This is a genomic window from Actinopolymorpha sp. B17G11, from assembly GCF_040196095.1.
Taxonomy (GTDB): domain Bacteria; phylum Actinomycetota; class Actinomycetes; order Propionibacteriales; family Actinopolymorphaceae; genus Thermasporomyces.
Genome location: NZ_JBEFTW010000032.1, coordinates 67390 through 91576, shown reverse-complemented (window position 1 = coordinate 91576; position 24187 = coordinate 67390). Strand labels below are relative to the sequence as shown.

Genomic DNA, 24187 nt, shown 5'->3' with positions numbered 1-24187 from the left:
GGTTGACGGCAAAGGTGTCGCGCACCGCACCGACCGCACCGTTGATGACAGCTGTGTCATAACCGAAGAGAAAGCCGCCGAGCGCCGCCGCCGCGGCGACCGGGGCGACCCTGCCGGTCGGCCCCGCCGGTGCACCCGGGGGTTCGGTCAGCTGCCTGGTCATGCCAGGTTCCTCCCCGTCCGGGGAGGATCGCACGCCTGAGGTGCGCCGTAGGGTACGCCGTTGGTGCCGTCCCAAGCGCCGTCCCGTCAGGCGCCGCCCCCTTCGTGCTTGCCGCGCAGCAGTTCGATCACGGCCGAGTCGTCGAGTCGGCCGAGCCCTGCCCGACGGCCCGCGAGGTAGAGCTGTTCGGCCGTGGTGGCGAGCGGTGTCGGGTAGTCGGCCGCCCGTGCCGCGTCAGTGACGAGGCCCATGTCCTTGACGAAGATGTCCAGCGCGCTCCTGGGCTGGTCGAAAGGCCCGTGCAGCATGCGTTCGCCCCGGTCGTCGAGGATGAACGACGCCGCCGCGCCGTGCCGGATGATCTCCCAGCACGCGCCCGCGTCGAGCCCGATCGCCTCGGCAAACGCCAACGCCTCAGCCGCGACCGCAATGTGTACGCCGCAAAGCAGCTGGTTGACCAGCTTCACCTTCTGGCCGTCTCCCGCCGTCGGACCGGCGAGGGGCGCCCGGCTGGCGAGGACGTCGAGCAGCGGTTGTACGCGGGTCACAGCGGCCTCGGGTCCGCTCACCATCGCGACGAGTTCGCCGGCCGCCGCCCGGGCGGTGCCGCCGGAGACCGGTGCGTCGACCAGCTCCACGCCGCGCTTGCGCTCGGCGAGCCGGTGTGCCCACGACCGCACCGCCGCGGGGCCGACCGTGGCAAGGACGAGTACGACCGAACCGGCTGCGAGTGCCGCTGCCGCGCCGCCGCCGGCCTGGCCCGTGCCCGCAACATCGCCGTCGCCGTCGCCGTTGCCGAAGAGCACGGACTCGGCCTGGTCTGGCGTCGCGACCATGATCGCCAGCACCTCCGCCCCGTCGGCCACGGCGGCGGCTGAGGTTCCGGTGCGTACGCCCGCGTCCGCGAGGGCCTCGGCGCGAGCGGGGTCGATGTCATACGCCGTCACGTGGTGCCCCGCCGCCGCCAGGCATGACGCCATCGGTGACCCCATCGCACCCAGCCCGACCCATCCGACGTCTGTCATGTGCACCTCTTCTCGTGTGGCGTCGCGCTTGTGTGGCGCATTTCCTACGGCTTCGCGGTTCGCGGGCTCACCTGCTCCCGCGCAGGGTGTCGACGACCTCGGCGAGCGTGTTCTCATCGCCGACGTTGCCGGCGAAGACGACGTACGGAACCTCGATGACCTCGGGTGCGGCCCGCAGCGGCCGCCACACCGACACCATCCCGTCGAACAGTTGGCCGGCCACCTCGGCGCGGCGGATCTCCAGCGCCCGCACCGCGACGTCGTGGGACGTGATGCCACCCTTCGCGACGTACCACGCCGGCGCGGCGGCTGCCCGCGCACCGCGTACGACGTCCACGACCGCGGCGGACACGGTGCGGGCGATGTCGAGGCTGGAGAGCGCGTCGTGACCGCGGCTGAGCGTACGGCTGGTGGCGAGGAGGACGTCGGCATTCTGCAGCGCGGTGACCACCCGCGCGGTGACCGTGGCGACGTGGCCGTCACGACGCGTCGGGTCGATGACAGCCGTGACGTCCAGTTCCACCTCTTTGAACCCCCCGCGCCCACGGGCCGCCGCCACCTGACGACTGGTCAGGCCGACATGGGAGCCGACGACCACGAGACCGTGGGACGTCGCGGTGGGATGGGTGGCGTTCGGGCCGGCCTTGCGCCCGGCATCCCGGAGTTGCGCGGATGTCAGCGGAGGTTGCGGATCGAGTCCGGTGAGCGCGCGGACGAACGACGGCGCCGTGCGGTGGAGAAACGACCGGCCGGCCGCTTCGGCGTCGAGCAGTCCGAGGACGACCACGTCGAGGTCGGCGTCCTCGAGGCAGTTGACGACGACGAACGCCCCGTCGCTCACGGCGGTCAGGACTTCTGCGACCCTCGCCGGTCCGCCCAGCCGGATGTCCTCGATGCTGAGGCTGTGCACGTCTGCCGGGCGTACTGTGCCGGCGCTCTTCTCCGCCACCCACTCGCACAGGTTCGACGCGCTGTAGCCGAACGTCGCGTCCCGTGCGTACTCGGTCTCGCCGACGGGCAGGAGCTCCCCGCCGACCCGTGCCCAGTGGACGTCGCCGGCCGTACAGCGGCCCGCGTCGAAGTAGGCGGGTACGACGAGTACGCCGTCGTAACCACGGCCGGTCACCTCCCGGCGGGCTTCCGTCAGGGCACCGACCTCGGCCCTGAGGTGCCCGCGCAGGGTCGAGTCGCTGCGGCTGACGATCTCCACGGGTGCGCCGAGCCGCGCGGCAAGGTGGTGGAGGCGACGGCCGATCGCGGCGTTCAGCGTCGCCGCCTCCGGCTCGGGCATGCTGCGGCTGTTGGTGAGCAGGAACGCGCAGGAGCCGGGTGCGTCGAGCGCCGAGGCGAACTCGGTGTCTTCCAGGACTGTCACCACGGCGACGCCGTGCATGTTCTGCGAGCCGGTCGGGTCGTCGTCGATGACCGCGATCCGGCGGCCGTGCTTGGCGTGTGAGGCGCGGATCCGCTGGCGGGCACCGGGCTCGATCCTTGGCGGTGGGAGGTCCGCGAAGCCGTGTGTTGCCGGGATGGTCCCGCCGGTTGACCCGCTCGCCGCCACGCCCTACGCCTCCCAGCCCGCATCGCCCGGTCTGCTCGCGTCCAGGGGCAGTATGTCCCGGCGCCGGGGGTCCGGCGCCAGGTTCTGTCCACCGCCAGCCACCACCCACGCCCGCCACCGTCCACGCCCGGCACCGTCCACGCCCGGCACCGTCCACCGCCAGGTCTCCGGTCCAGCGCCGGGTCTCCGGTCCAGCGCCGGCGGCCACGTTCCCGACGCCGGGCGACGGTTGTGAGACCAGAGAAGAGTCCATGATCATGCGCGAGAAAGCGGGGTCAGCGCCGGTAGAAACCCCTGGTTTCCCGCGCATGATCATGAAAGCGTCAGCTCCTCCTCGCGGGTCAGGCTGCCAGGGAACGAGGGAGGAGGTGGGTCTCCCAGCCGTGGTCGAGCTCGGCCGGGACCCCCGGATCCCCTCGTGCCACCAAGGCGTCGCGGATCCGCAGGAGCGTGAGGTGTGGCGAATGAAAGATGTCCTCTGACGTCAGCACGATGACGCGCCAGCCAAGCTCGCGGAGCAGGTCGCGGGTGGTCAGGTCCCTTCGCCACTTGCCTCGGAGTTTGTGGTGGAGCTCTCCGTCGTACTCGATCGCGATGCGTTGAGCCCGATACCGCAAGTCGACTGTCGCCACCCACTGGCCGTCGTCGTCAAGGACGGGCGAGCCAGGATCCGGAGATGGCAGCCCGGCGAGGACGATCAGCAAACGGACCCGCGTCTCCATCGGAGAGTCGACCCGTGGCCGTGCCAGGGCGGCGACTTTCCGGGCGAGCACGATCCCTCGACGGCCAGTCGCCGAACCCGTGACATCGGCGAGCGCCTCCGTCGTCGTGAATCCGCGTCGCACCATGGCGTCGGCCAGGATGGTCAGGTCGACCAGCGACAGTTGGCTGGCGAGATCGAGGAAGGTCCGCTCGGGCGTGGTGACCGGGAAACCATCGAAGTTCCGTGCCGGCACGGCCGGCGACTGGTGAGTCACGACGCCGGCGACAGCCCGCCTGGATTCGTGGCGCGGGAGAGCGACGTGCAGAGGAGGTACGCCTACGCCCGGGATTGGCAGGTGCATGACCTGCGCCGCCGTCTGGTGGCTGAACACGGCGGACTCCGGCAAGACCAGCCGGGCGGCCGCGAGTCGGAGGCCGAGCGTGTCCGGCACGTCGGCGCCGACATAGACCGATCGAAGTACGCGGCGAAAGCGCCCGCTGCGGAGGCTGTCCGCGGACAGGCCGTGCCGCCGCGCATCGAGGAGTCGAAACGGTTGGCCACGCAACGCGGGCGGAAGGTGGGGAGGACTGGGCACGCGGATGATCTTCCCTCCGCCCACCGACATCTCCGTCGCAAGTTGGCGGGATCGGCCGGCACTCATGATCATGCGCGGGAATGCGGTGGTCAGCGCCGGTAGAAACCACCGGTTTCCCGCGCATGATCATTGCCGAGGCCGACGGAACCGGGTCCCGGCAGTAGCTCGAGTCGGCCGGTGCAGCGTCGGCCGGTGCCGCAGCGGCCAGTGCCGCGTCGGCCAGTGCAGCGTCGGCCAGTGCAGCGTCGGCCAGTGCGGCCGGGCCAGGCCCTACGCGTCGGGGTTGATGTCGTGTCGGCGCAGCAGGTCCCGGAGGCGGGAGACCTCGGAGGCAAGGCGTTCTGTCTCGGCCCGGAGCCGGTCGTTGTCGTCGAGCATCGCCATTGTCTCGCGCAGGATCAGGTTTCGCCGTCCGCCGGGCTTGTCGGACCCGAGTACGGACTCGCGCACCATATCGGCAACACTTTCCTCCCATGCCGTCTCCAGCGCCGTTTCCATACCACTGGGAGGAACGGTGCCGCGGTGGGCCTCGAGGCGCTCGAGGACCTTCGCGCGGGCGGCGTCGAGGCTGACGCCGAGCTTCACCAGCGCCTGCATGGCGACGCCCTCCCCTTCACGGATCAGGCCGAGCAGAACATGTTCGGTGCCGATGTAGTTGGTGCCGAGCTGGATCGACTCACGGAGGGCGAGCTCGAGCACCTTCTTCGCTCGTGGCGTGAACGGAATGTGCCCGCCCGGTGCGTGCTTGCCCCGCCCGACGATCTCCTCGACCTGGGCACGGACGGCTTCCGTCGTGATGCCGAGGCTCTCGAGCGCCTTGACGGCCACGCCCTCGCCCTCGTGGGTGAGGCCCAGAAGGATGTGCTCGGTGCCGATGTAGTTGTGGTTGAGCATCCGGGCCTCTTCCTGGGCCAGGACGGTTGCCCGCCTTGCGCGGTCGGTGAACCTCTCGAACATCCCGCCACGTCTCCCCTCGGTTGTCCGTACGGCATGAACCTGCGGATCGAACTCGCCCAGCTCGGCCGGACTCATCCTCGATTCCGTGCCCGTGCGAGGACGGCCGGTACGAAGTGGCCGCAGCAGCGCGCGAAGCTGGTTGTCCACGCGCGCGATGCGCCGTTTCGTGATGTCCTCGGACGACGCTCCGGCGGCGATCGAGTCGAGGAGTCGGTTGACGCCGGCGACGTCGTCGAGGTCGAGGTCCCATCCGTTCAGGGCGAGGAACTGCAGCGTCGTCGCGAGCGCGATGCGGCGGTTGCGCCGCGGGTACGGACGTCGCCGAACGAGGCCGACAAGCAGACTCGCCGCAGCGGGTACGGCGCCTGCTCCGGTGTGCGGTGCTCGCGCATCCACGAGCGTCTCTTCGACACCGTCGACGTCTGCCAGCTCGACGATCGTCTCGGACGAGCACCCGAGTACGTGTGCGGCGATGGCCAGCGCGGCCGGCAGGTCGAGGTGGATCACTCGTCGTCCTCCCGCAGCAGATCGAGCGTGCGCTGGTGCCGCGCCAGGCTCTCCTCGAGCAGGGCGGCGAAGCGCTTGTCGGTGCGGCGTTGCTGGACGAGTTCGGCGATCGCTTCGCGGGCGAGGTCGGACACCGAGCGACCTTCGACCTCGGCGATCGCCTGGAGTCGCTCCGCCAGCTCGGGATCGAGCCGGAGCAGCATGTTCTTTGTCGCCTTGACCATAGATAGCAAGATATCACGCTATCGATCCGGCGAGGGAGACCAATTCTCCGGCGGGAGTGGGCGGGTGTCCTCCTGCGGCGGAGTCCGGGGCGCGGCCCTGCGTTCGAGGCGCATCTCGACGACGTTGTAGCCCGCCACCGCCAACAGAAGAGACAGGGCGAGCGAGAACCCGTACCGGGTGTCGACGAGCCCGTCCGCGACGTCGGCCGGTACGTCGGAGTCCCGCAGCTTGGCGATCAGGTGGTCCTGAGCGACGGCCTGGTTGGCGATGAGCAGGACGACCGCGACGCACGCGACGACGCCGCGGACGAGCGGTGAGACCCTCGGCCGGGCAACCAGGGCGACGCCGCCGGCGACGACGAGGACAGTGAGCAGGGCCAGTGCCTGGATCGCGACGGGCTCGGCGTTCTCGTCCGGCGAAGGCTGGTCCGGCGGCAACCGGGGCGGATCAGATCCCGCCTCGCCCGGCTTCCCGGTCGTGATGTGCGGCTTGCCACCGATGACGAAGTCCCACCCGGTGTAGTCGGCGGTCATCACTCCGGTCTCCGCCTCACAGGAGACCGTGACAAAGGGGAACGAAAAGCAGACCAGAACAAGCGCGAACCCGATCGGACTGGCGAGCCGTCGCCATTGCCGCCCTCGCGACCCGAACCTCGCCATCTCGCACCGACTCCCCTCGGCCCTGCCCGGCAGTTCCACCACGCTGCAGCTGGAGTCCCGATCCCCACCGGACCGGACCGATCCCTGCCGAAGGGCGCCAGCCTATGCAATCTGGGCAGTTGAGCAGGCTTTCGATGTAGACCGCGACCTATCCGCAGAGACCTTCTACGATTGGACGATGGCCAACAGGGACGCCGGCACGGCGCCCGGCCAGAAGGCTTCTCACATGCTCGCGCAAGGCCGACTTGACGGGCCCGCGGGGCATGAGGTCGTTCCTGTTCTCAGGGGAATCCTCCTGTCCGCCTGCCAACTGGCCGGCGCAAGCTTCGGGGTGGTCCTGCTGGGTGACTCCGACCATGACGTCACCGATGTCGTCTCTGTCGGCGTTCTCGAGCAGGAGCTCGGCGTCCTGCCGGGGACGCCGGAGTCGAAGACGTACCTCGCGGGCCTCCTGGCCGCGCCACAACCACTGCTGCGCAACGACATCTGCGCGCACCGAGCCGGCCACAGCGTCCCGCCGCAGCATCCGGTCATGACGAGGCTGCTCGGTGCCCCGTTCTCCCTGCGTGACGGTTCGGACGGATATCTCTACGTGGCGAAAGCAGGCGAGGGGCAGGAGTTCTCGCCCACAGACGCCCACAACGTCATGACCCTCGCGGCAGCCGCTGGACTCGCCGTCGACACGGACAGCCTGACCAGCAACCAGCCCCGGCAGCTCCGCTGGCTCGATGCCATCACGGAGCTGTTGCACCTCCTGCACGGAGAGATCGGACGGGAGGAGGGACTCCAGGGTGTTGCCGAGCTGCTGAAGGAGGCCGCCGCCGCGGACACGAGCGTGATCGCGTTGGTCGACCCCGTGGACGAGGAGGGGCAGGTGATCGTCGAAGCCGCCGCTGGTCTTGGCGCCGACCTGATGTCCGGTGCGCGCCTGCCACGCACGCACTTCCTCGCCGAGGCCATGGACTCCGGCCGGCCGATCGTGAGCGAGGACATCCGCAAGAACGTACATTTCACCCCGCCGGCGGCATGGGTGCAAACGCTGTCGGTCCTCGGACCGGGCCTCTTTCTTCCCCTGACCACGCCGAGCAAGGTACTCGGGGCGATGTTCGTCTCGTGGCGACGTGACTCCGCCATGGGTGACGATGCCGCCCGCGTGTCGACGTTGGCGATCCCCTTCGCACGCGCGGCCGCTCTCGTGCTCCAGCAGCACGAGACCCACCGGATCCGGAGCCGCCAGCAACGGTGGATGGAGGCCGCCGGGGACATCACCCGGTTGCTGCTCGACGAGGTGGACCCGCACGAGGTGATGACCCGGGTGACGCGGAAGATCCGGGAGATCTCCGGTGCGGCCTACGCCGCGGTCGCCCTGACCGATCGCGTCGGCCCGCAGGACACGGTGGTCTTCGACATCATCGACGGCCTGGGCCTGGAGCATGCGTCCGGCACGAGGGTGCCGTGCCCGAGTCCGCTGGCCGGGGTGCTCGAGTCGGGCCAGCCGGTCATTGCCCCCGACATCGTCCGCGACCCGCGCTACCAGCCGCCTCCGGCGTGGCGGGAGGCGCTCTCCGTGCTCGGTCTGACCATGTTCATGCCTCTCAAGACGCCCCACGAGATCCTGGGTGCACTCATCGTCGGTTGGCGGCGGGGATCGCCGGAAGAGCGGACGGCAAGGAACGACGCGCCGCTGATGGAGACCTTCGCCGCCGAGGTGGCCCTGTCGTTGCAGCGGGTCCGCGGGAACGAGGATCGCGACCGGCGGCAAGCCTGGCTTGACGCGTGCACGGAGCTGACCCGGCGGCTGGCTGGTGAGGTCGAGCAGGACGTGACCCTACGCCGGATGGTCCGGTTGCTCCGGAAGGTCTCCGGCGCCGACTTCGGCGCCATCATCCTGCCCGACCCGAGGGCAGACGACAGCGCCTCGCTGCTGATCCTCGAGGGGTACGGCGAGCAGCACTACTCGCATCATCGGATCTCGGGCGGCGGCCTGGTGGCGGACGCCATCGAGTCGGGCCGTGCCCTCGTGAGCGAGGACTTCACCCAGGAGGAGGGCTACGATCCCCCTCCCGACATGGCGGACCGGCTGGCCGCGATCGGGCTGGGCATGATCATTCCGCTGACCGCATCGGGCGAGGTCCTGGGGGCGTTGTTCGCCGGGTGGCGCCGCGGATCTCCCCATGAGCGCTCCGCCAAGCGGGAGGTGGCACTGGTGGAGACCTTCGCCGACCAGGCCGCGCTCGCGTTGCAGCGGGGCCGCGTTCAGGGCGGCCAGGACCGCAGTGAACGCTGGCTCGAGGCGACCGCGGAGATGGCGCGGCTGCTGATCGGCCAGGTCGACCGTGACGAGGCGGTCTCTCTGGTGATCTCCGAGCTACGCGAGGTCTCCGGAGCCGACTTCGCCGGCGTCATCGTCGTCGACCCCACCGAACCCACGATCCTGCGGGTCGTGGACTTCCACGGCCCGGGCATTCTGCCCGTCTCACCCGACGCGTGGATCCCACGCGCCGGCCTCGTGGCCCGGGTCATCGCGACCGGCCGGCGGATCGTCAGCCACGACTACCCTCACGTGGCCGGCCACGATCCTCCCCCGGAGTGGCGGAAGGCCCTCTCGGAGATCGGTCTCGGCATGGTCATGCCCCTCGTCGCGGCCGCCGAGGAGGAGGTCATGGGGGTGTTGTTCGCCGGCTGGCGTCGCGGTTCGGCAGATGAGCGCGCGGCCAGGAACGAGGCGCAGGAGGTGCAGACCTTCGCCGACCTCGCCGCCCTCGCCCTCCAGCGGGTCCGGGCCCAGGACGACAGGGAGCGACTGCACCTGCTCGAGGATCACGAGCTGATCGCCCACAACCTGCACGACGCCGTGCTGCAACGCCTGTTCGCCGTGGGGCTTCGCCTGCACAGCGCCGCCGCGGCGAGCACCGAGCCAGCGGTGCAGGATCGCGTACGCGAGGCGATCGATGACCTCGACGTCACGACCGACCGAGTGCGTTGGACGATCGAACGGCTCTCCGGCGACGGGTTGGACTCCGCCGGGTAGGTCCCGGACTCCAGCTCGCCCACGGAGCAACATTCACGACAACCGGCCGTACCGGCGCAGGGTGAACGTGTTGAGCAGGGCGGAGAGTACGAGGACGACGCCCAAGGCGAGGAGCTGGTACTGGCTGCCTTCGGATCCCTCGAACGCGAGCAACAGCCCGGCGTTGAGCCAGGTCACCAACAGCGCGGCGACGACCACACCGCCGACCGTCCCGACGCCACCCTGGATCGCCACACCGCCGAGAACCGCGATGGTGATGGCGGGCAGGGCCATGCCGTTGCCGACCGTGCCGGCGTCCGGCCGCGCGGACGCGAACTGGGCCACCGTGACCACGGCCACGATCCCGGCGAGCAGGCCGGCGCCTGCGTAGGCCGTGAAGCGCACGCGCGGCACCGAGAGGGAGGCGAACGTCGCCGCCACGTCGTTCGTACCGACGGCGTAGAGCTTCCTGCCGTACGTCGCGCGGTTGACCACCAACCACATCAGCACGAGGCAGGGCAACAGGATCGTGAAGACCTGGCGGGGTACGAACAGACCGCCCAGCTCGACCGGCCGGCCCAGTCCGGACAGGTCCTGCACCGGCCGGTTGGAGATGGGCGCGTTGTCGTTGCTGACAAGGGCGATCGAGGAGTACGCATAGTAGGTCGCGAGCGTCGCGATCAACGGCGGCACGCGGACGTACGCCGTCAAGAAGCCGTTGACAGCGCCCAGCAGCGTACCGACGGCCAGACACACCGCCACAGACGTCAGCAGAGGCAGGCCCCACACGCCGACACAGAAGCCGAACACCATCCCCGCCAGGCTGACGATCGCGCCCACCGACAGGTCGATCCCGCCGCGTCCCGACACGATGACGAGCAGCTCGGCGAGCGCCAACAGGCACAGCGGTACTAAGGATTCCAGGGCCGAGGCGAGGTAGCCGGCGTCGTATGGCGCGACGAGGTAGAGGTTCGCGTCCAGCGCCATGAACCATCCGGCCACCACCACGAGCAGGACGGTCAACAGCACGACGCGTTCGGTGAGGACGTACTCCGCCAGGCGGCCGGGCCAGGTGTGTCGCCGGCGATGCGTCGCCGTCGCCGCGGGCGTCATCGTGCCTCCCTCCGCCGCCGGGCGCGTACCAGGTCCACGCCGACCGCCACGAGGATGAAGATCCCGACGAAGAGCGTGGTCAGCTCGCTGCGCCAGCCGAGGAGGGTCACCGCGCTGGTGACGGTGCCGACGAGGAGAGCGCCGAGCATGGTGCCGAGGACGGTGCCACGCCCGCCGACGATGCTGGTGCCGCCGATGACGACGGCCGCGATCACCTGCAGCTCGAGCCCTTCTCCCGCGTTCTGGCTGACCAGGCCGCCGCTGCCGATGAGGACGCAGCCGGCCAGTCCGACCAGCGCACCGGTGAGGACGTACGCGAAGACCTGTCGCCTCCGCACCCGCACGCCCACGAGGCGGGCCGCCAACGCGTTGCCGCCGATCGCGTAGAGGTGGCGGCCGGTCGGCCACGACCGCATGTACCACCACATCACGGCGGCGAGGACCGCGGCGGCGAGCCAGGCGTTCGGCACACCGGCGACCCTTCCGGCGGCACCACCACCGGCGAACGCCAGCGTGTCCGGTACGCCGGTGACCTGGCGGTTGTCGAAGATCCGCAGGGCGACGAAGCGGAAGATGTTCAGGGTCGCGAACGTCACGATGATCGGATGGATCCGGCCGAACGCGACCAGCCCGCCGTTGACCAGGCCCAGCAACGCCCCCAGCGCGACGGCGATGCCCACCGCGGCCGGCGCCGGGATGCCGACGTCGCGGATCAGCTTGGCGACCACGACCATGACGACCGCGACCGCACTACCCACCGAGACGTCGATGCCGGCCGTCACGATGACCGCCGTCATCCCGATTCCGATCAAGGCGATCGGCGCGACGTTGAACAGGATCGCCCGCAGGTTCGAGCCGGTGAAGAACGTGTCGGTGGCGAACCCGAGCGCCAACCACAACACGGCGATCACGGCAAGGAGCGCGACCTCCTGACCTTCGATCCGCCGGGCCGCAGCGCGCGGTCGGAGCCGAACCGCGACCGTCGTCATGGGTCCACCCCCTCGCGAGGCGCCCAGGCCATGGGTGCCGTCATGGCCGCGGCCATGGGCGCCGTCATGCGTCCACGCTCGGCAAATGACCACGCTGAGCATGGCTCTCGGTGAAGGCACCCACCGCGGCGGCGAGCACGTCGGCCTGCCGTGCGCCCCGGGCGAACTCCGCCACGATCCGGCCCTGGCGTACGACGAGAATCCGGGCGGCGAGCCGCAGTACCTCGAGGAGATCGCTCGACACCACGACAGTCGCCATGCCCGCGGCCGCCAACTCCGCGACGATCGCGTAGATCTCCTCCTTCGCGCCCACGTCGACGCCCTGGGTCGGTTCCTCGAGGAGCAGCACCTGTGGGGACCGGACCAGCTGGCGGGCGATCAGCGTCTTCTGCTGGTTGCCGCCGGACAGCGCGGCCACCGGCGTCTGCGGTCCGCGGGCGCGGATGCGGAGCCGGTCGATGAGCTCACGGGCGACGCGGTTCTCGCGCCCGCGGTCGAGCCAGCCGGGCAGCCGGGACAGGTGCCGCAGGTGCGCGCTGGACAGGTTGAACGCGATCGACTTCGACGCGAACATCCCTTGCACGGAACGGTTTCCGGGCAGCATGGCGATGCCCGCCCGGGCGGCGGCACGTGGAGACTTCAGGCGTACGACCCGACCGGCGACCGCGACCTCGCCCTCGTCGGCGGGATCGACGCCGAACAGCGACCGGGCGATGTCACCGGTGCCGGAACCGACGAGACCGTAGAGCGCCACGATCTCGCCGGCGGCCACGGAAAGGTCGACGCCCTCGAAGCGCCCGGCCCGACCCAACGCACGGACCCGCAGTACCGGCGCCGACGCTGCCGATTGCTCGCCGTCCTCCGTTCCTCCGTCCTGGCCGGCGTCCTCCTGCGCGGTTTCCTCGTCCTCGACGTCGGGGACTGTCGCCAGCTCGTGACCGACCATCAGCTCGGCGACCACGCGCACCGCCAGGTCCTCGGTCGACCGACTGGCGACCACCCGACCGTCGCGCAGCACCGTCACCCGGTCACTGATCCGGCTCAGCTCGTCGAGCCGGTGGCTGATGTAGATGATCCCCATGCCCGCGTCCCGGAGATTGCGTACGACGTCGAAAAGGACGTCGATCTCACGGCCGGTGACGATCGCGGACGGCTCGTCGAGGATGAGGATGCGGGCGTCGTGGGCGAACGCCTTCGCGATCGACACCAGCTGCTGCTCGGCCACCGGGAGGTCGGCCACGCGGACGCCGGCGATGGCGGGGTCGACACCGAGCTGCCGCAGGAGTTCGGTGACCCGGTGCCGCTGCGTCGGCCAGTCCACGCGCCCGATCCGGCCACGCCGTCGACCCCAGTGGTCGGCGCCACGTGGGCTCGCGTCGCCGCGGCGGATCTCCCTTCCCAGGAAGACGTTCTCGGCAACGGTGAGCTCCCCGAACAGGTGCGGTTCCTGGTAGACCGTCGCCACGCCGGCACGAATCGCCGCCTGGGTGCTACCGCCGGCGAGGGGTAGGCCGTCGACCACGACCGAGCCGGCGTCCGCGCGTTCGGCTCCAGAAATGATCTTGATCAGGGTGGACTTGCCGGCACCGTTCTCGCCGACGAGTGCGTGGACCTCGCCACCGCGGACGTCGAAGTCGACGCGGCGCAGTGCATGCACGCCGCCGTAGCGCTTGGCGATGCCGGACAACCGCAGCAGCGCCTCGTCCGGTTCGGCCTCATGCCCACTTTCCTGGTCCAACGCGGGGTCCTGGTCGAAGGCGGGGTCCTGGTCCGGCTCGATGGCGTCCATGGCGTACCGGCCGGTTCAGTAGTCGTAGTCGCCGGCGTTGTCCTTGGTGATCAGCAGCGGATCACCGAGCAGGAGCATCCTGTCGTCAGGGAACCACTGCGCGTCCGGCACCGCGTCGGACAGCTCGCTGGTCGCGGACAGGTCCTCGCCCTTGCTCACCTTCAGCCCGGCCCAGGCGGTGAGGTAGCCGAGCCGCTCGACATCCCAGAGCACCGAGGTCGACGACGACCCGTCGGCCAGATAGCCCTCCATCCCCTGCGGGGTGCCGAGCCCGACGGTGAAGACCTTGCCGATCCTGCCGTTCTCGCGTACCGCCTTGGCCACTGCGGGAGCCGACGACGTGCACTGGCCGACCAGCCCGGTGAGGTCGGGGTGGGCGTTCATCAGATCCTTCGCCATCGACACGGCGCGCGGTTCGTCCTCACCGGCGTACACCACGTCGACGAGTTCGAGCTCCGGGTACTTCTCCGCCGCAACCTTCTTCTCCACCTCGATCCAGGAGTTCAGGTTCGCGGCGGTCTGTCCGCAGGACACGATCGCGAACTTGCCCTTCTCGCCCATGGCCGCGGCGAGCGAATCGATGATGGCGGTGCCGATGCCGTCGGCGGTGGCCTGGTTGACGAACACCTCGCGGACCGAGTTGGGCGCGTCGGTGTCCGACGTCATCACGTGGATGCCACGGTCCTTCGCCTGTTGGAGGACGGGCGCGAGCGAGTCCGGGTCGTTCGGCGCGACCACGAGGACGTCCACCCGCTGCTGGATCAGGGACTTCACGATGTCGGTCTGGGCGCCCGGATCGGCCGTCGTCCCGCCCTTGTAGATCCAGCGCAGGCCGAGCTCCTTCGCGGCCTTCTCGCCGCCGGCGTTCATCGCCTCGAAGTACGGGATGCCCTGCAGCTTCGGCACGAACGCGACGCTCACCTTGTCCGCTCCCCCGGAATCCCCGGAGGTCGTGGTGTCCGTCTTCTTCGTACACCCGGCCAGTGCCGCTGCCATCACAAGCGCCGCGACCATGGACAGCACCAGCGCCGTGCGAGATCTGCGTCCACGCATCGTCTGACATCTCCTCCACTGATCAGCCGTCAAAGGGCCAGCCGTCACCAGGGCACGCCGGGTCCAGGCAGCGCAGGGTCCAGGCAGCGCAAGGTCCACGATCGCAACCAAGCCGCTACCGTGCGAGGTTTTCGGACAAACCGGTCCGCTTGCGGTCCAATCGGGCGCTCGGCTCCGCGGGGTCCCCCAGGTCAGGTGCGCAGCTTCGCCACCGTGACGACGATGGCCACCGAGAAGTCGGCCGCGAAGGCGCGTGGGCTGTCATACCCGATCGCCGCGAGTCGGTCGCCGTACTTCTCGACGTACGCCGGAATGGTGTCGAGGCCCGGGTAGGACGGGTCGGCAACCGCCTCACCCTCGAGCCGGATCACGTCCCACCCGAGGCGGGTGTCGTCGAGGCCGAGCGCGACGTACGGATGGGCTGCGAGATTGCGCAGCTTCGGTGTGCGCGGCCTGCTGTAGATGAGGATCTCGTCGCCGGTCCAGAGGTACCAGATGGGCACGCAGTCGGGCCGTCCGCTCGGGCGCACGGTCGTGAACCAGGCGATGACGTCGTCCCGCAGTCGCTCCTCGACCTCCGCTCGCCGCTCGGGCGTGAGCCCCTCCAGGATGTCCATCGCGGTCTCCTTCACACCTTGGTTGTCCACCCACGACAGGCTGGCGCGTCAAGTGCACTTCAGGTCAAGGGCGGTGGTGAGGACCAGGAGCGTGACCGCCTGAGCCTCGGAAGCTGCCCGCTATTGTCGGCCGGAGTCTGACGCCCCCGATCCGAGAGGAAGCGCCCGCGCCGTGCCCACACTCCCAGACGCCGACTCTTCCGCTGGCGATTCGCTCGTCGGCGATCCTTCCGCCGTCGGTTCTTCCGCCGTCGGTTCCGCCGTCGGTTCCGCCGCCGAAGTCTGGTTGGCGAAGGCGTACGTCGAACCGGCGGTCCACACGCTGCGTCCGGACTACCGCGCACTCCTCGTCCTCGCGGAGGGTCTCGTCCCCGGGCCCAGCGACGACGTGAGCGACCGGCTGCTGGCCGCCGCCACCGCGAAGGCGCGGCAACGGCTGGGCGATGGTGGTGTCGACGGGGACCTCCACGTCGCCGCGTGGCGGGAGGCGTTCCGCTCCTTCGGCGCCAAGCCGAAGCGGACCCGGTCCAGCGTCGAGGCGCTCCTGCGACGGCTCGACGACGGCCTGCCCCGCATCGACCGGCTGACCGACACCTACAACGCCGTCTCGATCGCGGATGCGGTGCCGGTCGGCGGCGAGGACATCGACCACTACGAAGGGCCCCTGCGGCTGGTCCGGGCGACGGGCGAGGAGTCGTTCGACACCGTTGACAAGGGCGAGCCCGCCGTGGACCACCCCAACCCCGGCGAAGTGGTCTGGCGCGACGACGCGGGCGTCACCTGTCGGCGCTGGAACTGGCGGCAGTGCGTCCGTACCCGGCTCACCGGGACTACGACGCGGGCCGTTTTCGTGCTCGACGCACTGGCGCCGATGGACGACGATGCCGTCCACGCCGCCGGTGCGGCGCTCGCCGAGGCCCTGCGGACCACCAGCCCGGACGTACGCCTGACATCGCGGCTGCTCGCCCACGTCGCGACCTGAACCCCCCACCCATCCGGACTACGGGGAGCTACGGGGTTCCGGTGAGCAGGTCGCGGATGGCCTGGACGTAGCGTTCCTGACCGGATTGCGAACGTACGAAGGCCCGCCCTTCCTCGCTCTGGCGCCGGTACAGCGTCGGGTTCTCGCAGAGCCGCCGGACCAGCGCCACGACGTCGCGGGCGAAGCAGTAGAGCGCGCCGTCGCCGAACGTCTCGGCGTACGCGTGCGGGAGGACGGCCACGGCACCACTCGCCATCGCCTCGAGGATCGCCCGGTAGGGCGCGCCGACGCGGGCCGGATGTGGGAAGTAGACGAAGAAGTCGATGCCGGCCAGGAACTGCCTGGGATCGATGTCGCCGTCCGGGCGTACGTCCCAGTTCGGCGGCGGCTCTGCCAGGCCGAGGATGCCGAGCGGCACGTCGGCGCCGCCGAGGATGCGGACGTCGACGCCTGAGTTCTCGCCGTCGACCGGATAGCAGCGCAGCAGCGACTCGCGGGACCGCGGCCACTCCAGAGCGTCACCGCCGACATGGCGCCCGATCACCGGGCGCGGGTTCTGCACAGAGTCCCTCGGCGACCACCACGCGTCGGCGTCCACGAACGGCGGAAGATCCCACCCGGCCAGGGAGTCGGCGGGAGCGAGTGGAGCGAGCTGCCGCCGGAGGTCCGCTGCCTGCGGAACCCAGATCGCATCCTTGCCGAACAGGTCCCGGACGTTCGCGTCACTGCGGGTCAGCTCGTAACGGTGGTGTGAGCCGTCCGAGGCGTACGGCGCCCCGTCGACCATGATCGCCACCCGTTCGGCGCGCAGGCGTACCGGTCCGCCCGGTGCGAACTGGAGGACTTCCGGGTCACCGATGACGAGCACTCCGACGTCCGCGTCCTCCTCGAGCGCGATCTGGTCCACCGTCGCTTCGTTGAGGAACGCCTGCACCGGTTCGCACGGGCCGAGCATGGCGGCGGTCATCCCCCGCATGGCCTCGAGCGGGACGACCGCCACCCGGAACCCCTGCGCCAACAGGGCTCGAGCCTCCTCGAGCAAGGCGCGTTGCCGCGAGCCGTGCTGCCGCCAGTCGCCGGCGAACGCGACGTCGTACCGGACCGCGCCCGTCTCCCGCCGCGACCTGAAGTCGCGCGGCACCGGAAAGGCACGTGCCAGACCCCCCGCGATGACGAACGGACTCGCCTCGCCGTTCGCGATGTCCCGGTGCCAGTGGGCGTAGGCATGCCGGTACGCCCGCCGTGCCGGCGCGTGCCAGCCCGGGCGGAAGTCGCTCCGCGAGAGGGACGCCGTACGCCGTCGTACGACCGCGAGGGGCGCGGGGTCGATGTCGGTGACCCGTTCACCGAACACGGTGAGCAGCCGCTGGAAGTGCTCGGAGTCCGCCGCCTTGCGTACCGGGTCGAAGTAGCCGACGCGATCCGTCACCTCGCCGCGCCGGAACATCAGCGAGGAGCTGTTGGGACGCGTCGGGAGATAGCCGAGCTGGTTGAACTCGAGCTGGTCCGAGACGCGGACACACGTACTCCTCGTCGCCAGCAGGTGCTCCTGCGCGATGAGCGGCTCGACCTGGCGCTGGATCCGCCGCGGATGCGACCAGTCGTCGGAGTCCTGGAACGTCACGAACTCCCCGCGGGCGAGGTCGAGGCCTGTGTTGCGGGCGGGATAGGTGCCGCGGTTGGCGACCTCGCGAACGATCTTGATCCGTTCGTCCACGCCCTCCCAGCGGTCGAGTGCGGTCTGCCGGTCCTGCGGTGAGCCGTCGTCGACGATCACCAGCTCGAGGGACCGCCACGACTGTTCGAGGATCGACCGGACGGCGACGTCGAGCCCGTTGTCCGGACAGTACGTCGTCATCACCACGGAGACGAGCGGACCACTGAACACGCGTTCGCGCGCGCGGGCGTACAACCGGTCGAACGGAGCGACACGGCCCGCGGGTGCGAGCTCGATCGGCTCGAGACCTTCCCGGGCCAGGAGGCCATTGACGACGGCGAGCCAGGCCCTCTCGTCTCCCACCACCGAACCGGCGAACGGATTGACCAGGTCGGCCTCGACATAAGGTCGGACGGCTGGACCGAGATTCGCCCGATCGATGAGCGTGTCCACCCGCGAATGGTGACCCATCTCGAACATCAGTTGCAGATAGACAAGACAGTGCACCGGCTTCCACATGCTCGACCCGTCCAGCCAGTCCGCGATTTCATACATCGTCGCCGCGTTGAGCTGGTCGAGCTTCGAGCCAGGTTGCAGTGCGGTCACCCGCGCCATGCTCAACAACCAGGAGACGTCGAGGCGCTCCAGAATCCGCAGGTGTGCCTTTCTGCGTACGGGTTCGCGACAACCCTCGAGCAGGGACTCGAATTCGGCGTAGGTGTACTCACCGCCGGTCGCCGCGAATGCGAGGACGTCGCGCAACTGCGTCGAACCCGTGCGCAGGCAGGTCTCCTCCATCGCCCGGTGCCCACGGGTCTCGGCGAGCATCGCCGTGGTCCAGACACTTCCACCGACAGCACCGTACGGCGTTTCCGCCGTGGCCGCCTTCGCGAAACTTGCCGGCGCCCGGGAACGCCCCGCGCGAATGAGATACCGCACGCCTCGAAAGGAAACGACAGCCAACGCGAGAACGGCGACATGAAGGGACACGAGCCCGCCGACCAACAGCGTCCATTCATGGCGGAACAAACCTGTGAGAGCCACCGAGGTCGCTGATACCGCAAGGACGATGACAAGCCACTGGAAAACGGACAACCTGCGCCGGCCGTGCAGATAAGGCTGAAGGCGACGCCAAGCGGCGCGGGCGACCCTGACCATGCGTTCCCTCGAGTGCGCGCGGCCGGCACGACCCAGGTGGACGTCTCATAAATTCCCCGTCATCGGGTCCCACAAACGACGCCAGCTGCTCACGAACGCAGCCTCGATCATGAAGGTGATCATGTTCGTGATCATGTTCGTGATCATGATGGACAACCCGCAGCACGTGATCCGGCGCCGTCACCTGCGCCAGACATCCCTCGTCATGGGACAGAAGACCATGCTGCGGTGGGCCGTCCCGACGATGGAGACTTCCCGCTGCACAAGGAGATGGACGCACTGACGACAGCGGAGTTCGACGCCTTGCTGGCGGAAAAGCAGTTGAAATCCGTCGCGCCGCTGCCGATGATCGGTGGCTTGGTACTGGTGTTCGCCGGCTCCCTCCACCTACCCACGCGGCCGACACGATGGGCGTGGTGTGCTCTGAGCATCCTGCTGGCCGCCATCATGGTCTTCGTCCTCGACCTTCTCGTCGGGGTCGCTGGGGCTCTGGTTCGGCGACATCAACGCGCTACGTGACAGCCGCCTGCGTGTCGACTCGTCTTGTCGGCCGGGCCGCGTGACCTACTCCCCTGTCGAACCGTGGCCGGTTGAAGCCTCGCCGCGCATAGCTGAAAGGAACCTCTTCCATGACCGTCGACGACGATGTGTCGTCAACCAACACCGCGCGTACTCCGGCCCGAGGCCGCGGACTGTCCTCCTGTCGGACTGGCGATTCGGCGTGACGTCCGACGCGAGCGCGAGCACGTGATCGCCATGGCCACGACAGTTCGACACTCCCCCGACCGTGACCACGGGCCACCCCGCGTGCGGCAGGTCAGCTACTGCTGGCGACTCCGCGGACTCATGAGCGCCCACGGCATGGTCGCCGCGACCGAGCTCCAACCGCCGCTGGCCGCCCGCGGCATCCGCATCTCAGCCGTCGCGGCGTGGCGGCTCGTCACCCATCCGCCGACCAGGCTCTCACTCCCGGTCCTCGCCGCGCTGTGCGACATCTTCGAGTGCACCCCGGCCGACCTGATCCAGACCTCCGCGGTGGACTCCCGACGTACGCGTACGTAACGGAAGCCGGTCAGTCGACGCGCCAGATCAACGCCGGCGCGCGGACCGACGCGAACACCGGCCCGCCGCGCCCGCCGGTGAGGTCGAGGTCGGCGACGAGCGTGCGGCCGCCTTCGAGCGCCGACTCGACCAGCGGCTCTTCGATCGTCAGGAGCTGCAGCTTGATCCGCCCTCCACCGGCGACGCTGGTCCAGCCGTCGTCGGTGTCCCGGCCCCAGTTGAGGTAGAGGAACCGCTCACCTTTGCGCCCGAAGACGTACGGACCGCGATAGTCCAGACCGTCGGTCCGGCGTACGGCATCGACCGTGAGCTCGAACGCCGCCGCAGGCTCGGTGGTGGGCGTCACCGACACGACCTCCTTGGCCTTGCTGAGCCCGAGGTGCGGCACATCGTGCGCGCGGCACCAGTCGCTCGGCATGTTCCGTCCCAGAATTCTGATCGACAGGTCGGTCATGGCTGCAGCCCTCGTTTCGAACTCCGGCCAAGAAGGCCGTCGCTCCGGTCAGGTGGCGTGGGTATGCGGAACTCACCGATGGCACTGGCCCGAGCGAGCCGCTTGCGCGCCGCCATCGCCACCCCCGGTCGCTCCCGGACATGGCCGCGATTGTACGGACGACGCCGCAGCCATGCCGCCGAACGCCAACTCCCTCAGATCAGCCGACCCAGCGGAAGCGAGCACCCCGTCGGTGCGGGGCTTATTGCCTAGCTCGGCAGAACGTACGCGCGCACAAACCACGTCCCGACATTGGCGCGGTGGACGTGCCCAGCGATGGCCCGGTCGCCCTCCACAGCCATGACGGCGTGGACGTGGACGGCGCCATCCGTGATCTCGCCCGTACCGCTGAGCTCAGCGGGTAGGGCGTAGTCAGTCAGTGTGTCCTTGGTCGCGTCATCCGCGGGCATCGTGCTAACTGTGAAGCTATCGACCGCGCCGATCAGGGACACGACAGCACCGCTGGCGATGCCTCGGTCCTTGGCCTCCCGCGTCAGCGTCTCCAGGAGTTCAGCGTTGCGTACCTCGATGACGTGCATGGGCGGGACTCTAGCGAAGCTGTGGCGCGAGATCCTGGAGGATGCGGGCTGAGCACCATCGCGCTCCGGAGTCCTTCGGGTTAAGGACCTCAGAGGCCAGTCGCGAAGGAAGCTAGCGCGCTCGGGTAACGAGAGGGGGTCAGCGGCCAACCGTGCCGCGTCCGTCCAGTCCATCGCGCATACGCGGGACAGGACCGCAGTCATGTAGAGGTCTCGGGCCTCGTCGTCGTGTTGTAGGACGCGTGCCACGTCCGCCGCGGAGTCCTGCCCAGGGAGCTTGGCGAGAATGCCGGCGGCGTTGACACGGAGCACGGGCTCCGAGCCATCGAACATCCATCGGCGAAGTTGAACGACGCCGGGGGAGTCGACGAGCGAAGCCACAACCATGTCGCATCCGTGCGTGGTCTGGACGGTCTTCAGTGCTTCGGCATCGCGGCCGGCGACGCTAGCCGCCATGTCTGCGGCCAGGCTTCCGTGAGCCGCCGTCAGGGCGGCCAATGAGAGAAAATCACGGCTCCGCACGCGGTCCAGTCTAGCTTCAGCGGTCAGAACATCTGATGAGACGCCAGTCAAACGAGCTATCGCCTCTAGCCACGCCCGGGACGGGATTACCTTCCCCCGCTCCCACCTGCTCACGTCCTCGTGGGTCAGCGTCGGGCGGCCGGACTCCTCGCACAACATCAGCGCCAGGTGGCCCTGAGACCATCCTCGGCTAGCGCGCAAGTCGCGGATCAGACCCCCGACCGACATGGATCAAGCATAGGCCGGCGGCCGAAGATGCCCCTAGCCATGCTCCTCCGGTTGCGTGTCGGTCTGGCAAGCATCGGTACGTGGCTCGGTAGTCGGTCTGGCTGCTCCTCGCTCTGTCCCGGGCGGTCCCGGCCTCTGCGCCACTCTCAAGAGCGGACACGGCGGTCCGGAGGCGGGTCGCCGTGTCTTTCACGCGGAGGAAGGGCGACATGCGCTGGAGGCTCGGGCTATTCGTTGTCTTCTTCGTACTGGGCATCTCGGTGGCTACGGCGGTGCGGTTCTCGTGAGCGATGGCATCCACCCGCTGGACTCCGGCCGGCTTGACTGGATCTGGGCAGGCGACCTCACGGATCAGGGATATACCGCCCATGACCTCGAAACGACCGCGCGCGTCCTGTCTCGTATCTGCCCGATGTGTCATGCCGGCGTCGGCGAGTGGTGCAGAACGGTCGCGGGAAACGTGCTGGCGTCACTGGACCTTCAGCACGTGACTCGTAGGGACCTGTCCGGCGGTTGCTGGGGGCCGACCTATGGTGCGCCAGCACGGGGCACCCTAGGCAAGTCGTTGTAGTGGGCCAGAGAACCCGGCCGTTGGTACCTGACAACCTGCCCCAGGGCGCCGGCGAGCGGTTAGCCGAGGACTGCCGCACCGTCGGTCGATGCGGCCGGTGCCCCGGGCACGGTCTCCTCAGGGAGTACGGCCGACCCGTTCGGCGAGCTGGGCTGGTCGAACTGGGTGCGGTACAGCTCTTCGTACCGCCCTCCCGCCGCGAGCAGCTCGGTGTGGGTACCGCGCTCCACGATCCGGCCCTCCTCGACCACCAGGATGAGGTCGGCCGCACGGACCGTGGACAGCCGGTGCGCGATCACCACGGCGGTACGGCCGGCGAGCGCCTCCCCCAGCGCCGCCTGGACAGCGGCCTCCGATGTCGAGTCGAGGTGGGCGGTCGCCTCGTCGAGGATCACCACCCGTGGCCGGGCAAGCAGGAGTCGGGCGATGGTCAGTCGCTGGCGTTCGCCGCCGGAGAGCCGGTAGCCGCGTTCGCCCACCACCGTGTCGAGCCCCTCGGGCATGGCGGTGATGAGCTCGTCGAGGCGGGCCCGCCGCAGGACGTCCCAGACCTCGTCCTCGGTGGCCTCGGGGCGGGCCAGGAGCAGGTTCGCGCGTACGGACTCATGGAACAGGTGACCGTCCTGGGTCACCATCCCCAGCGTGTCGCGGATCGAGTCGGCGGTCAGATCACGGACGTCCACCCCTGACAGGCGTACGGCCCCCTCCTCGACGTCGTAGAGCCGCGGGACGAGCTGCGCGATCGTCGACTTGCCGGCACCGGAGGAGCCGACCAGCGCCACCATCTGTCCCGCCTCGGCACGGAACGACACGTCGTGCAGCACCTCGACACCGCCGCGCTGGTCCAGCTTCGCGACCTCCTCGAGGGAGGCGAGCGACACCTTGTCCGCCGACGGGTAACCGAAGTGGACCCCATCGAACTCCACCGACACGGGACCGTCGGGCACCTTCCGCGCGCCGGCCTTCTCCGCGATCAGTGGCTTCAGGTCGAGGACCTCGAAGACCCGCTCGAAGCTCACCAGGGCGCTCATCACCTCGACACGGGCGCTGGCGAGTGCGGTGAGCGGTGCGTACAGCCGGGTGAGCAGCAGGGCGAGTGCGACCACGGCGCCGGGATCGAGCTGTCCGCGCAGTGCGTAGAACCCGCCGACGCCGTAGACCACGGCGAGCGCGAGGGCGGAGACGAGGGTCAGCGCGGTGATGAAGATCGTCTGCACCATGGCCGTGCGTACGCCGATGTCGCGAACCCGCCTGGCCCGCTGGGCGAACTCGGCGGACTCCCGCGACGGCCGGCCGAACAGCTTGACCAGCGTGGCGCCGGGTGCTGAGAACCGCTCCGTCATCTGCGTACCCATCGCGGCGTTGTGGTTGGCCGCTTCGCGTTCGAGCCGGGCCAGGCGGGTGCCCATCCGTCGGGCGGGAAGGACGAACACCGGCAGGAGTACGAGAGAGATCAGGGTGATCTGCCACGACAGCCCGAGCATCACCACAAGGGTGAGGACGAGTGTCACGAGGTTGCTCACCACGCCGGACAGCGTGTCGCTGAACGCCCGTTGGGCGCCGATGACGTCGTTGTTGAGCCGGCTGACGAGGGCGCCGGTGCGGGTGCGGGTGAAGAACGCGATTGGCATCCGCTGGACGTGGTCGAACACTGCCGTGCGCAGGTCGAGGATGAGACCCTCACCGATGCGGGCCGAGAGCCACCGCGTCGCCAGCCCGAGTCCGGCCTCGGCGACGGCGATGGCGGCGATGAGGCCGGCCAGTCCGAGCACCAGGGTGATCGACCGGCCCTGGAAGATCGCGTTGACGACCCGGCCGGCGAGCACGGGCGTCGCCACCGCCAGCGTCGCGGTCACGATGCTGAGCACCAGGAACCGCACCAGCTGGGCACGGTGCGGGCGGGCGAATCCACCGATCCGGCGCAGCGTCGCACGGGAGAACGGGCGTCGGTCGTCCTGTGCGTTCATCGCGTGGTAAAGCGACATCCACGCGGTGACTTCCATGTCCAT

General features: G+C 69.5%; 19 protein-coding genes and 1 pseudogene. 5 read left to right on the top strand and 15 right to left on the bottom strand.

Annotation, left to right across the window (positions count from 1 at the left end; translation table 11 throughout):
• Positions 1 to 249: 249 nt before the first annotated feature.
• The 6 genes and pseudogenes from ABN028_RS26980 to ABN028_RS26955 form a co-directional block, all read right to left on the bottom strand.
• Positions 250 to 1188, bottom strand: a complete 939-nt coding sequence (locus ABN028_RS26980; RefSeq protein WP_349332461.1) for an NAD(P)-dependent oxidoreductase — start codon at positions 1186 to 1188, stop codon at positions 250 to 252.
• Between the two features lie 67 nt (positions 1189 to 1255).
• Complete coding sequence (locus ABN028_RS26975; RefSeq protein WP_349698568.1) at positions 1256 to 2749, bottom strand: four-carbon acid sugar kinase family protein; 1494 nt, start codon at positions 2747 to 2749, stop codon at positions 1256 to 1258.
• 341 nt (positions 2750 to 3090) lie between these two features.
• On the bottom strand, positions 3091 to 4047 hold the full coding sequence (locus tag ABN028_RS26970; RefSeq protein ID WP_349698567.1) for a hypothetical protein: 957 nt from the start codon (positions 4045 to 4047) through the stop codon (positions 3091 to 3093).
• Positions 4048 to 4563: 516 nt separating this feature from the next.
• A pseudogene (locus tag ABN028_RS26965) lies at positions 4564 to 5004 on the bottom strand (Clp protease N-terminal domain-containing protein); the annotation flags it as partial.
• 503 nt (positions 5005 to 5507) lie between these two features.
• Entirely contained in the window at positions 5508 to 5735 is a 228-nt protein-coding gene (locus ABN028_RS26960; RefSeq protein ID WP_349330625.1) for a ribbon-helix-helix protein, CopG family, read from the bottom strand.
• Positions 5736 to 5753: 18 nt separating this feature from the next.
• On the bottom strand, positions 5754 to 6395 hold the full coding sequence (locus ABN028_RS26955) for a hypothetical protein (RefSeq protein WP_349698566.1): 642 nt from the start codon (positions 6393 to 6395) through the stop codon (positions 5754 to 5756).
• A 178-nt stretch (positions 6396 to 6573) separates the two neighbouring features.
• Between ABN028_RS26955 and ABN028_RS26950 the strand changes: the two genes are divergently transcribed.
• Positions 6574 to 9426 carry a GAF domain-containing protein gene (locus tag ABN028_RS26950; protein ID WP_349698565.1) on the top strand — a complete coding sequence of 951 codons (2853 nt, stop codon included), beginning with the start codon at positions 6574 to 6576 and terminating at the stop codon, positions 9424 to 9426.
• A 33-nt stretch (positions 9427 to 9459) separates the two neighbouring features.
• On the opposite strand, the gene ABN028_RS26945 is transcribed toward ABN028_RS26950, so the two are convergent.
• The 5 genes from ABN028_RS26945 to ABN028_RS26925 form a co-directional block, all read right to left on the bottom strand.
• Positions 9460 to 10518, bottom strand: coding sequence for an ABC transporter permease (locus ABN028_RS26945; protein WP_349698564.1), 1059 nt, complete (start codon positions 10516 to 10518; stop codon positions 9460 to 9462).
• A complete protein-coding gene (locus ABN028_RS26940; RefSeq protein ID WP_349698563.1) occupies positions 10515 to 11507 on the bottom strand; it encodes an ABC transporter permease in 993 nt (330 codons plus the stop codon). Before ABN028_RS26940 ends, ABN028_RS26945 begins: the two co-directional genes overlap by 4 nt.
• Before the next feature lie 64 nt (positions 11508 to 11571).
• The gene (locus ABN028_RS26935) at positions 11572 to 13296 is read right to left on the bottom strand and encodes a sugar ABC transporter ATP-binding protein (protein ID WP_349698562.1); all 1725 of its coding nucleotides are present in this window, start codon (positions 13294 to 13296) and stop codon (positions 11572 to 11574) included.
• Between the two features lie 15 nt (positions 13297 to 13311).
• On the bottom strand, positions 13312 to 14349 hold the full coding sequence (locus ABN028_RS26930) for an autoinducer 2 ABC transporter substrate-binding protein (protein WP_349698561.1): 1038 nt from the start codon (positions 14347 to 14349) through the stop codon (positions 13312 to 13314).
• A gap of 191 nt (positions 14350 to 14540) precedes the next feature.
• Complete coding sequence (locus tag ABN028_RS26925; RefSeq protein ID WP_349698560.1) at positions 14541 to 14996, bottom strand: pyridoxamine 5'-phosphate oxidase family protein; 456 nt, start codon at positions 14994 to 14996, stop codon at positions 14541 to 14543.
• A 256-nt stretch (positions 14997 to 15252) separates the two neighbouring features.
• On the opposite strand from ABN028_RS26925, the gene ABN028_RS26920 reads away from it, so the two are divergent.
• Complete coding sequence (locus tag ABN028_RS26920; protein WP_349698569.1) at positions 15253 to 15948, top strand: B3/B4 domain-containing protein; 696 nt, start codon at positions 15253 to 15255, stop codon at positions 15946 to 15948.
• Positions 15949 to 15976: 28 nt separating this feature from the next.
• On the opposite strand, the gene ABN028_RS26915 is transcribed toward ABN028_RS26920, so the two are convergent.
• Complete coding sequence (locus ABN028_RS26915) at positions 15977 to 18649, bottom strand: glycosyltransferase (protein WP_349698559.1); 2673 nt, start codon at positions 18647 to 18649, stop codon at positions 15977 to 15979.
• A gap of 342 nt (positions 18650 to 18991) precedes the next feature.
• On the opposite strand from ABN028_RS26915, the gene ABN028_RS26910 reads away from it, so the two are divergent.
• Together ABN028_RS26910 and ABN028_RS26905 are read left to right on the top strand one after the other, a co-directional pair.
• Positions 18992 to 19282: a hypothetical protein gene (locus ABN028_RS26910; protein ID WP_349698558.1), complete on the top strand. Its 291-nt coding sequence runs from the start codon at positions 18992 to 18994 to the stop codon at positions 19280 to 19282.
• Positions 19283 to 19519: 237 nt separating this feature from the next.
• Positions 19520 to 19825 carry a helix-turn-helix domain-containing protein gene (locus ABN028_RS26905; protein ID WP_349698557.1) on the top strand — a complete coding sequence of 102 codons (306 nt, stop codon included), beginning with the start codon at positions 19520 to 19522 and terminating at the stop codon, positions 19823 to 19825.
• 10 nt (positions 19826 to 19835) lie between these two features.
• Here ABN028_RS26905 and ABN028_RS26900 read toward each other — a convergent pair whose 3' ends face one another.
• Entirely contained in the window at positions 19836 to 20279 is a 444-nt protein-coding gene (locus ABN028_RS26900; protein ID WP_349698556.1) for a DUF5990 family protein, read from the bottom strand.
• 248 nt (positions 20280 to 20527) lie between these two features.
• Complete coding sequence (locus ABN028_RS26895) at positions 20528 to 21607, bottom strand: PCC domain-containing protein (protein ID WP_349698555.1); 1080 nt, start codon at positions 21605 to 21607, stop codon at positions 20528 to 20530.
• Between the two features lie 55 nt (positions 21608 to 21662).
• Here ABN028_RS26895 and ABN028_RS35515 point away from each other — a divergent pair, with 55 nt between their 5' ends.
• Positions 21663 to 22178 carry a zinc finger domain-containing protein gene (locus ABN028_RS35515; RefSeq protein WP_502879216.1) on the top strand — a complete coding sequence of 172 codons (516 nt, stop codon included), beginning with the start codon at positions 21663 to 21665 and terminating at the stop codon, positions 22176 to 22178.
• Between the two features lie 59 nt (positions 22179 to 22237).
• Here ABN028_RS35515 and ABN028_RS26890 read toward each other — a convergent pair whose 3' ends face one another.
• The gene (locus ABN028_RS26890) at positions 22238 to 24187 is read right to left on the bottom strand and encodes an ABC transporter ATP-binding protein (protein WP_349698554.1); all 1950 of its coding nucleotides are present in this window, start codon (positions 24185 to 24187) and stop codon (positions 22238 to 22240) included.

Coding starts and splice junctions, on each gene's coding strand:
- ABN028_RS26980 (WP_349332461.1), bottom strand. CDS start 1,188: ATGACAGACGTCGGATGGGTCGGGCTGGGTGCGATGGGGTCACCGATG.
- ABN028_RS26930 (WP_349698561.1), bottom strand. CDS start 14,349: ATGCGTGGACGCAGATCTCGCACGGCGCTGGTGCTGTCCATGGTCGCG.
- ABN028_RS26895 (WP_349698555.1), bottom strand. CDS start 21,607: ATGTCGGTCGGGGGTCTGATCCGCGACTTGCGCGCTAGCCGAGGATGG.
- ABN028_RS26950 (WP_349698565.1), top strand. CDS start 6,574: ATGGCCAACAGGGACGCCGGCACGGCGCCCGGCCAGAAGGCTTCTCAC.
- ABN028_RS26905 (WP_349698557.1), top strand. CDS start 19,520: ATGGCCACGACAGTTCGACACTCCCCCGACCGTGACCACGGGCCACCC.
- ABN028_RS26945 (WP_349698564.1), bottom strand. CDS start 10,518: ATGACGCCCGCGGCGACGGCGACGCATCGCCGGCGACACACCTGGCCC.
- ABN028_RS26890 (WP_349698554.1), bottom strand. CDS start 24,187: ATGGACATGGAAGTCACCGCGTGGATGTCGCTTTACCACGCGATGAAC.
- ABN028_RS26900 (WP_349698556.1), bottom strand. CDS start 20,279: ATGACCGACCTGTCGATCAGAATTCTGGGACGGAACATGCCGAGCGAC.
- ABN028_RS26935 (WP_349698562.1), bottom strand. CDS start 13,296: ATGGACGCCATCGAGCCGGACCAGGACCCCGCCTTCGACCAGGACCCC.
- ABN028_RS26940 (WP_349698563.1), bottom strand. CDS start 11,507: ATGACGACGGTCGCGGTTCGGCTCCGACCGCGCGCTGCGGCCCGGCGG.
- ABN028_RS26955 (WP_349698566.1), bottom strand. CDS start 6,395: ATGGCGAGGTTCGGGTCGCGAGGGCGGCAATGGCGACGGCTCGCCAGT.
- ABN028_RS26960 (WP_349330625.1), bottom strand. CDS start 5,735: ATGGTCAAGGCGACAAAGAACATGCTGCTCCGGCTCGATCCCGAGCTG.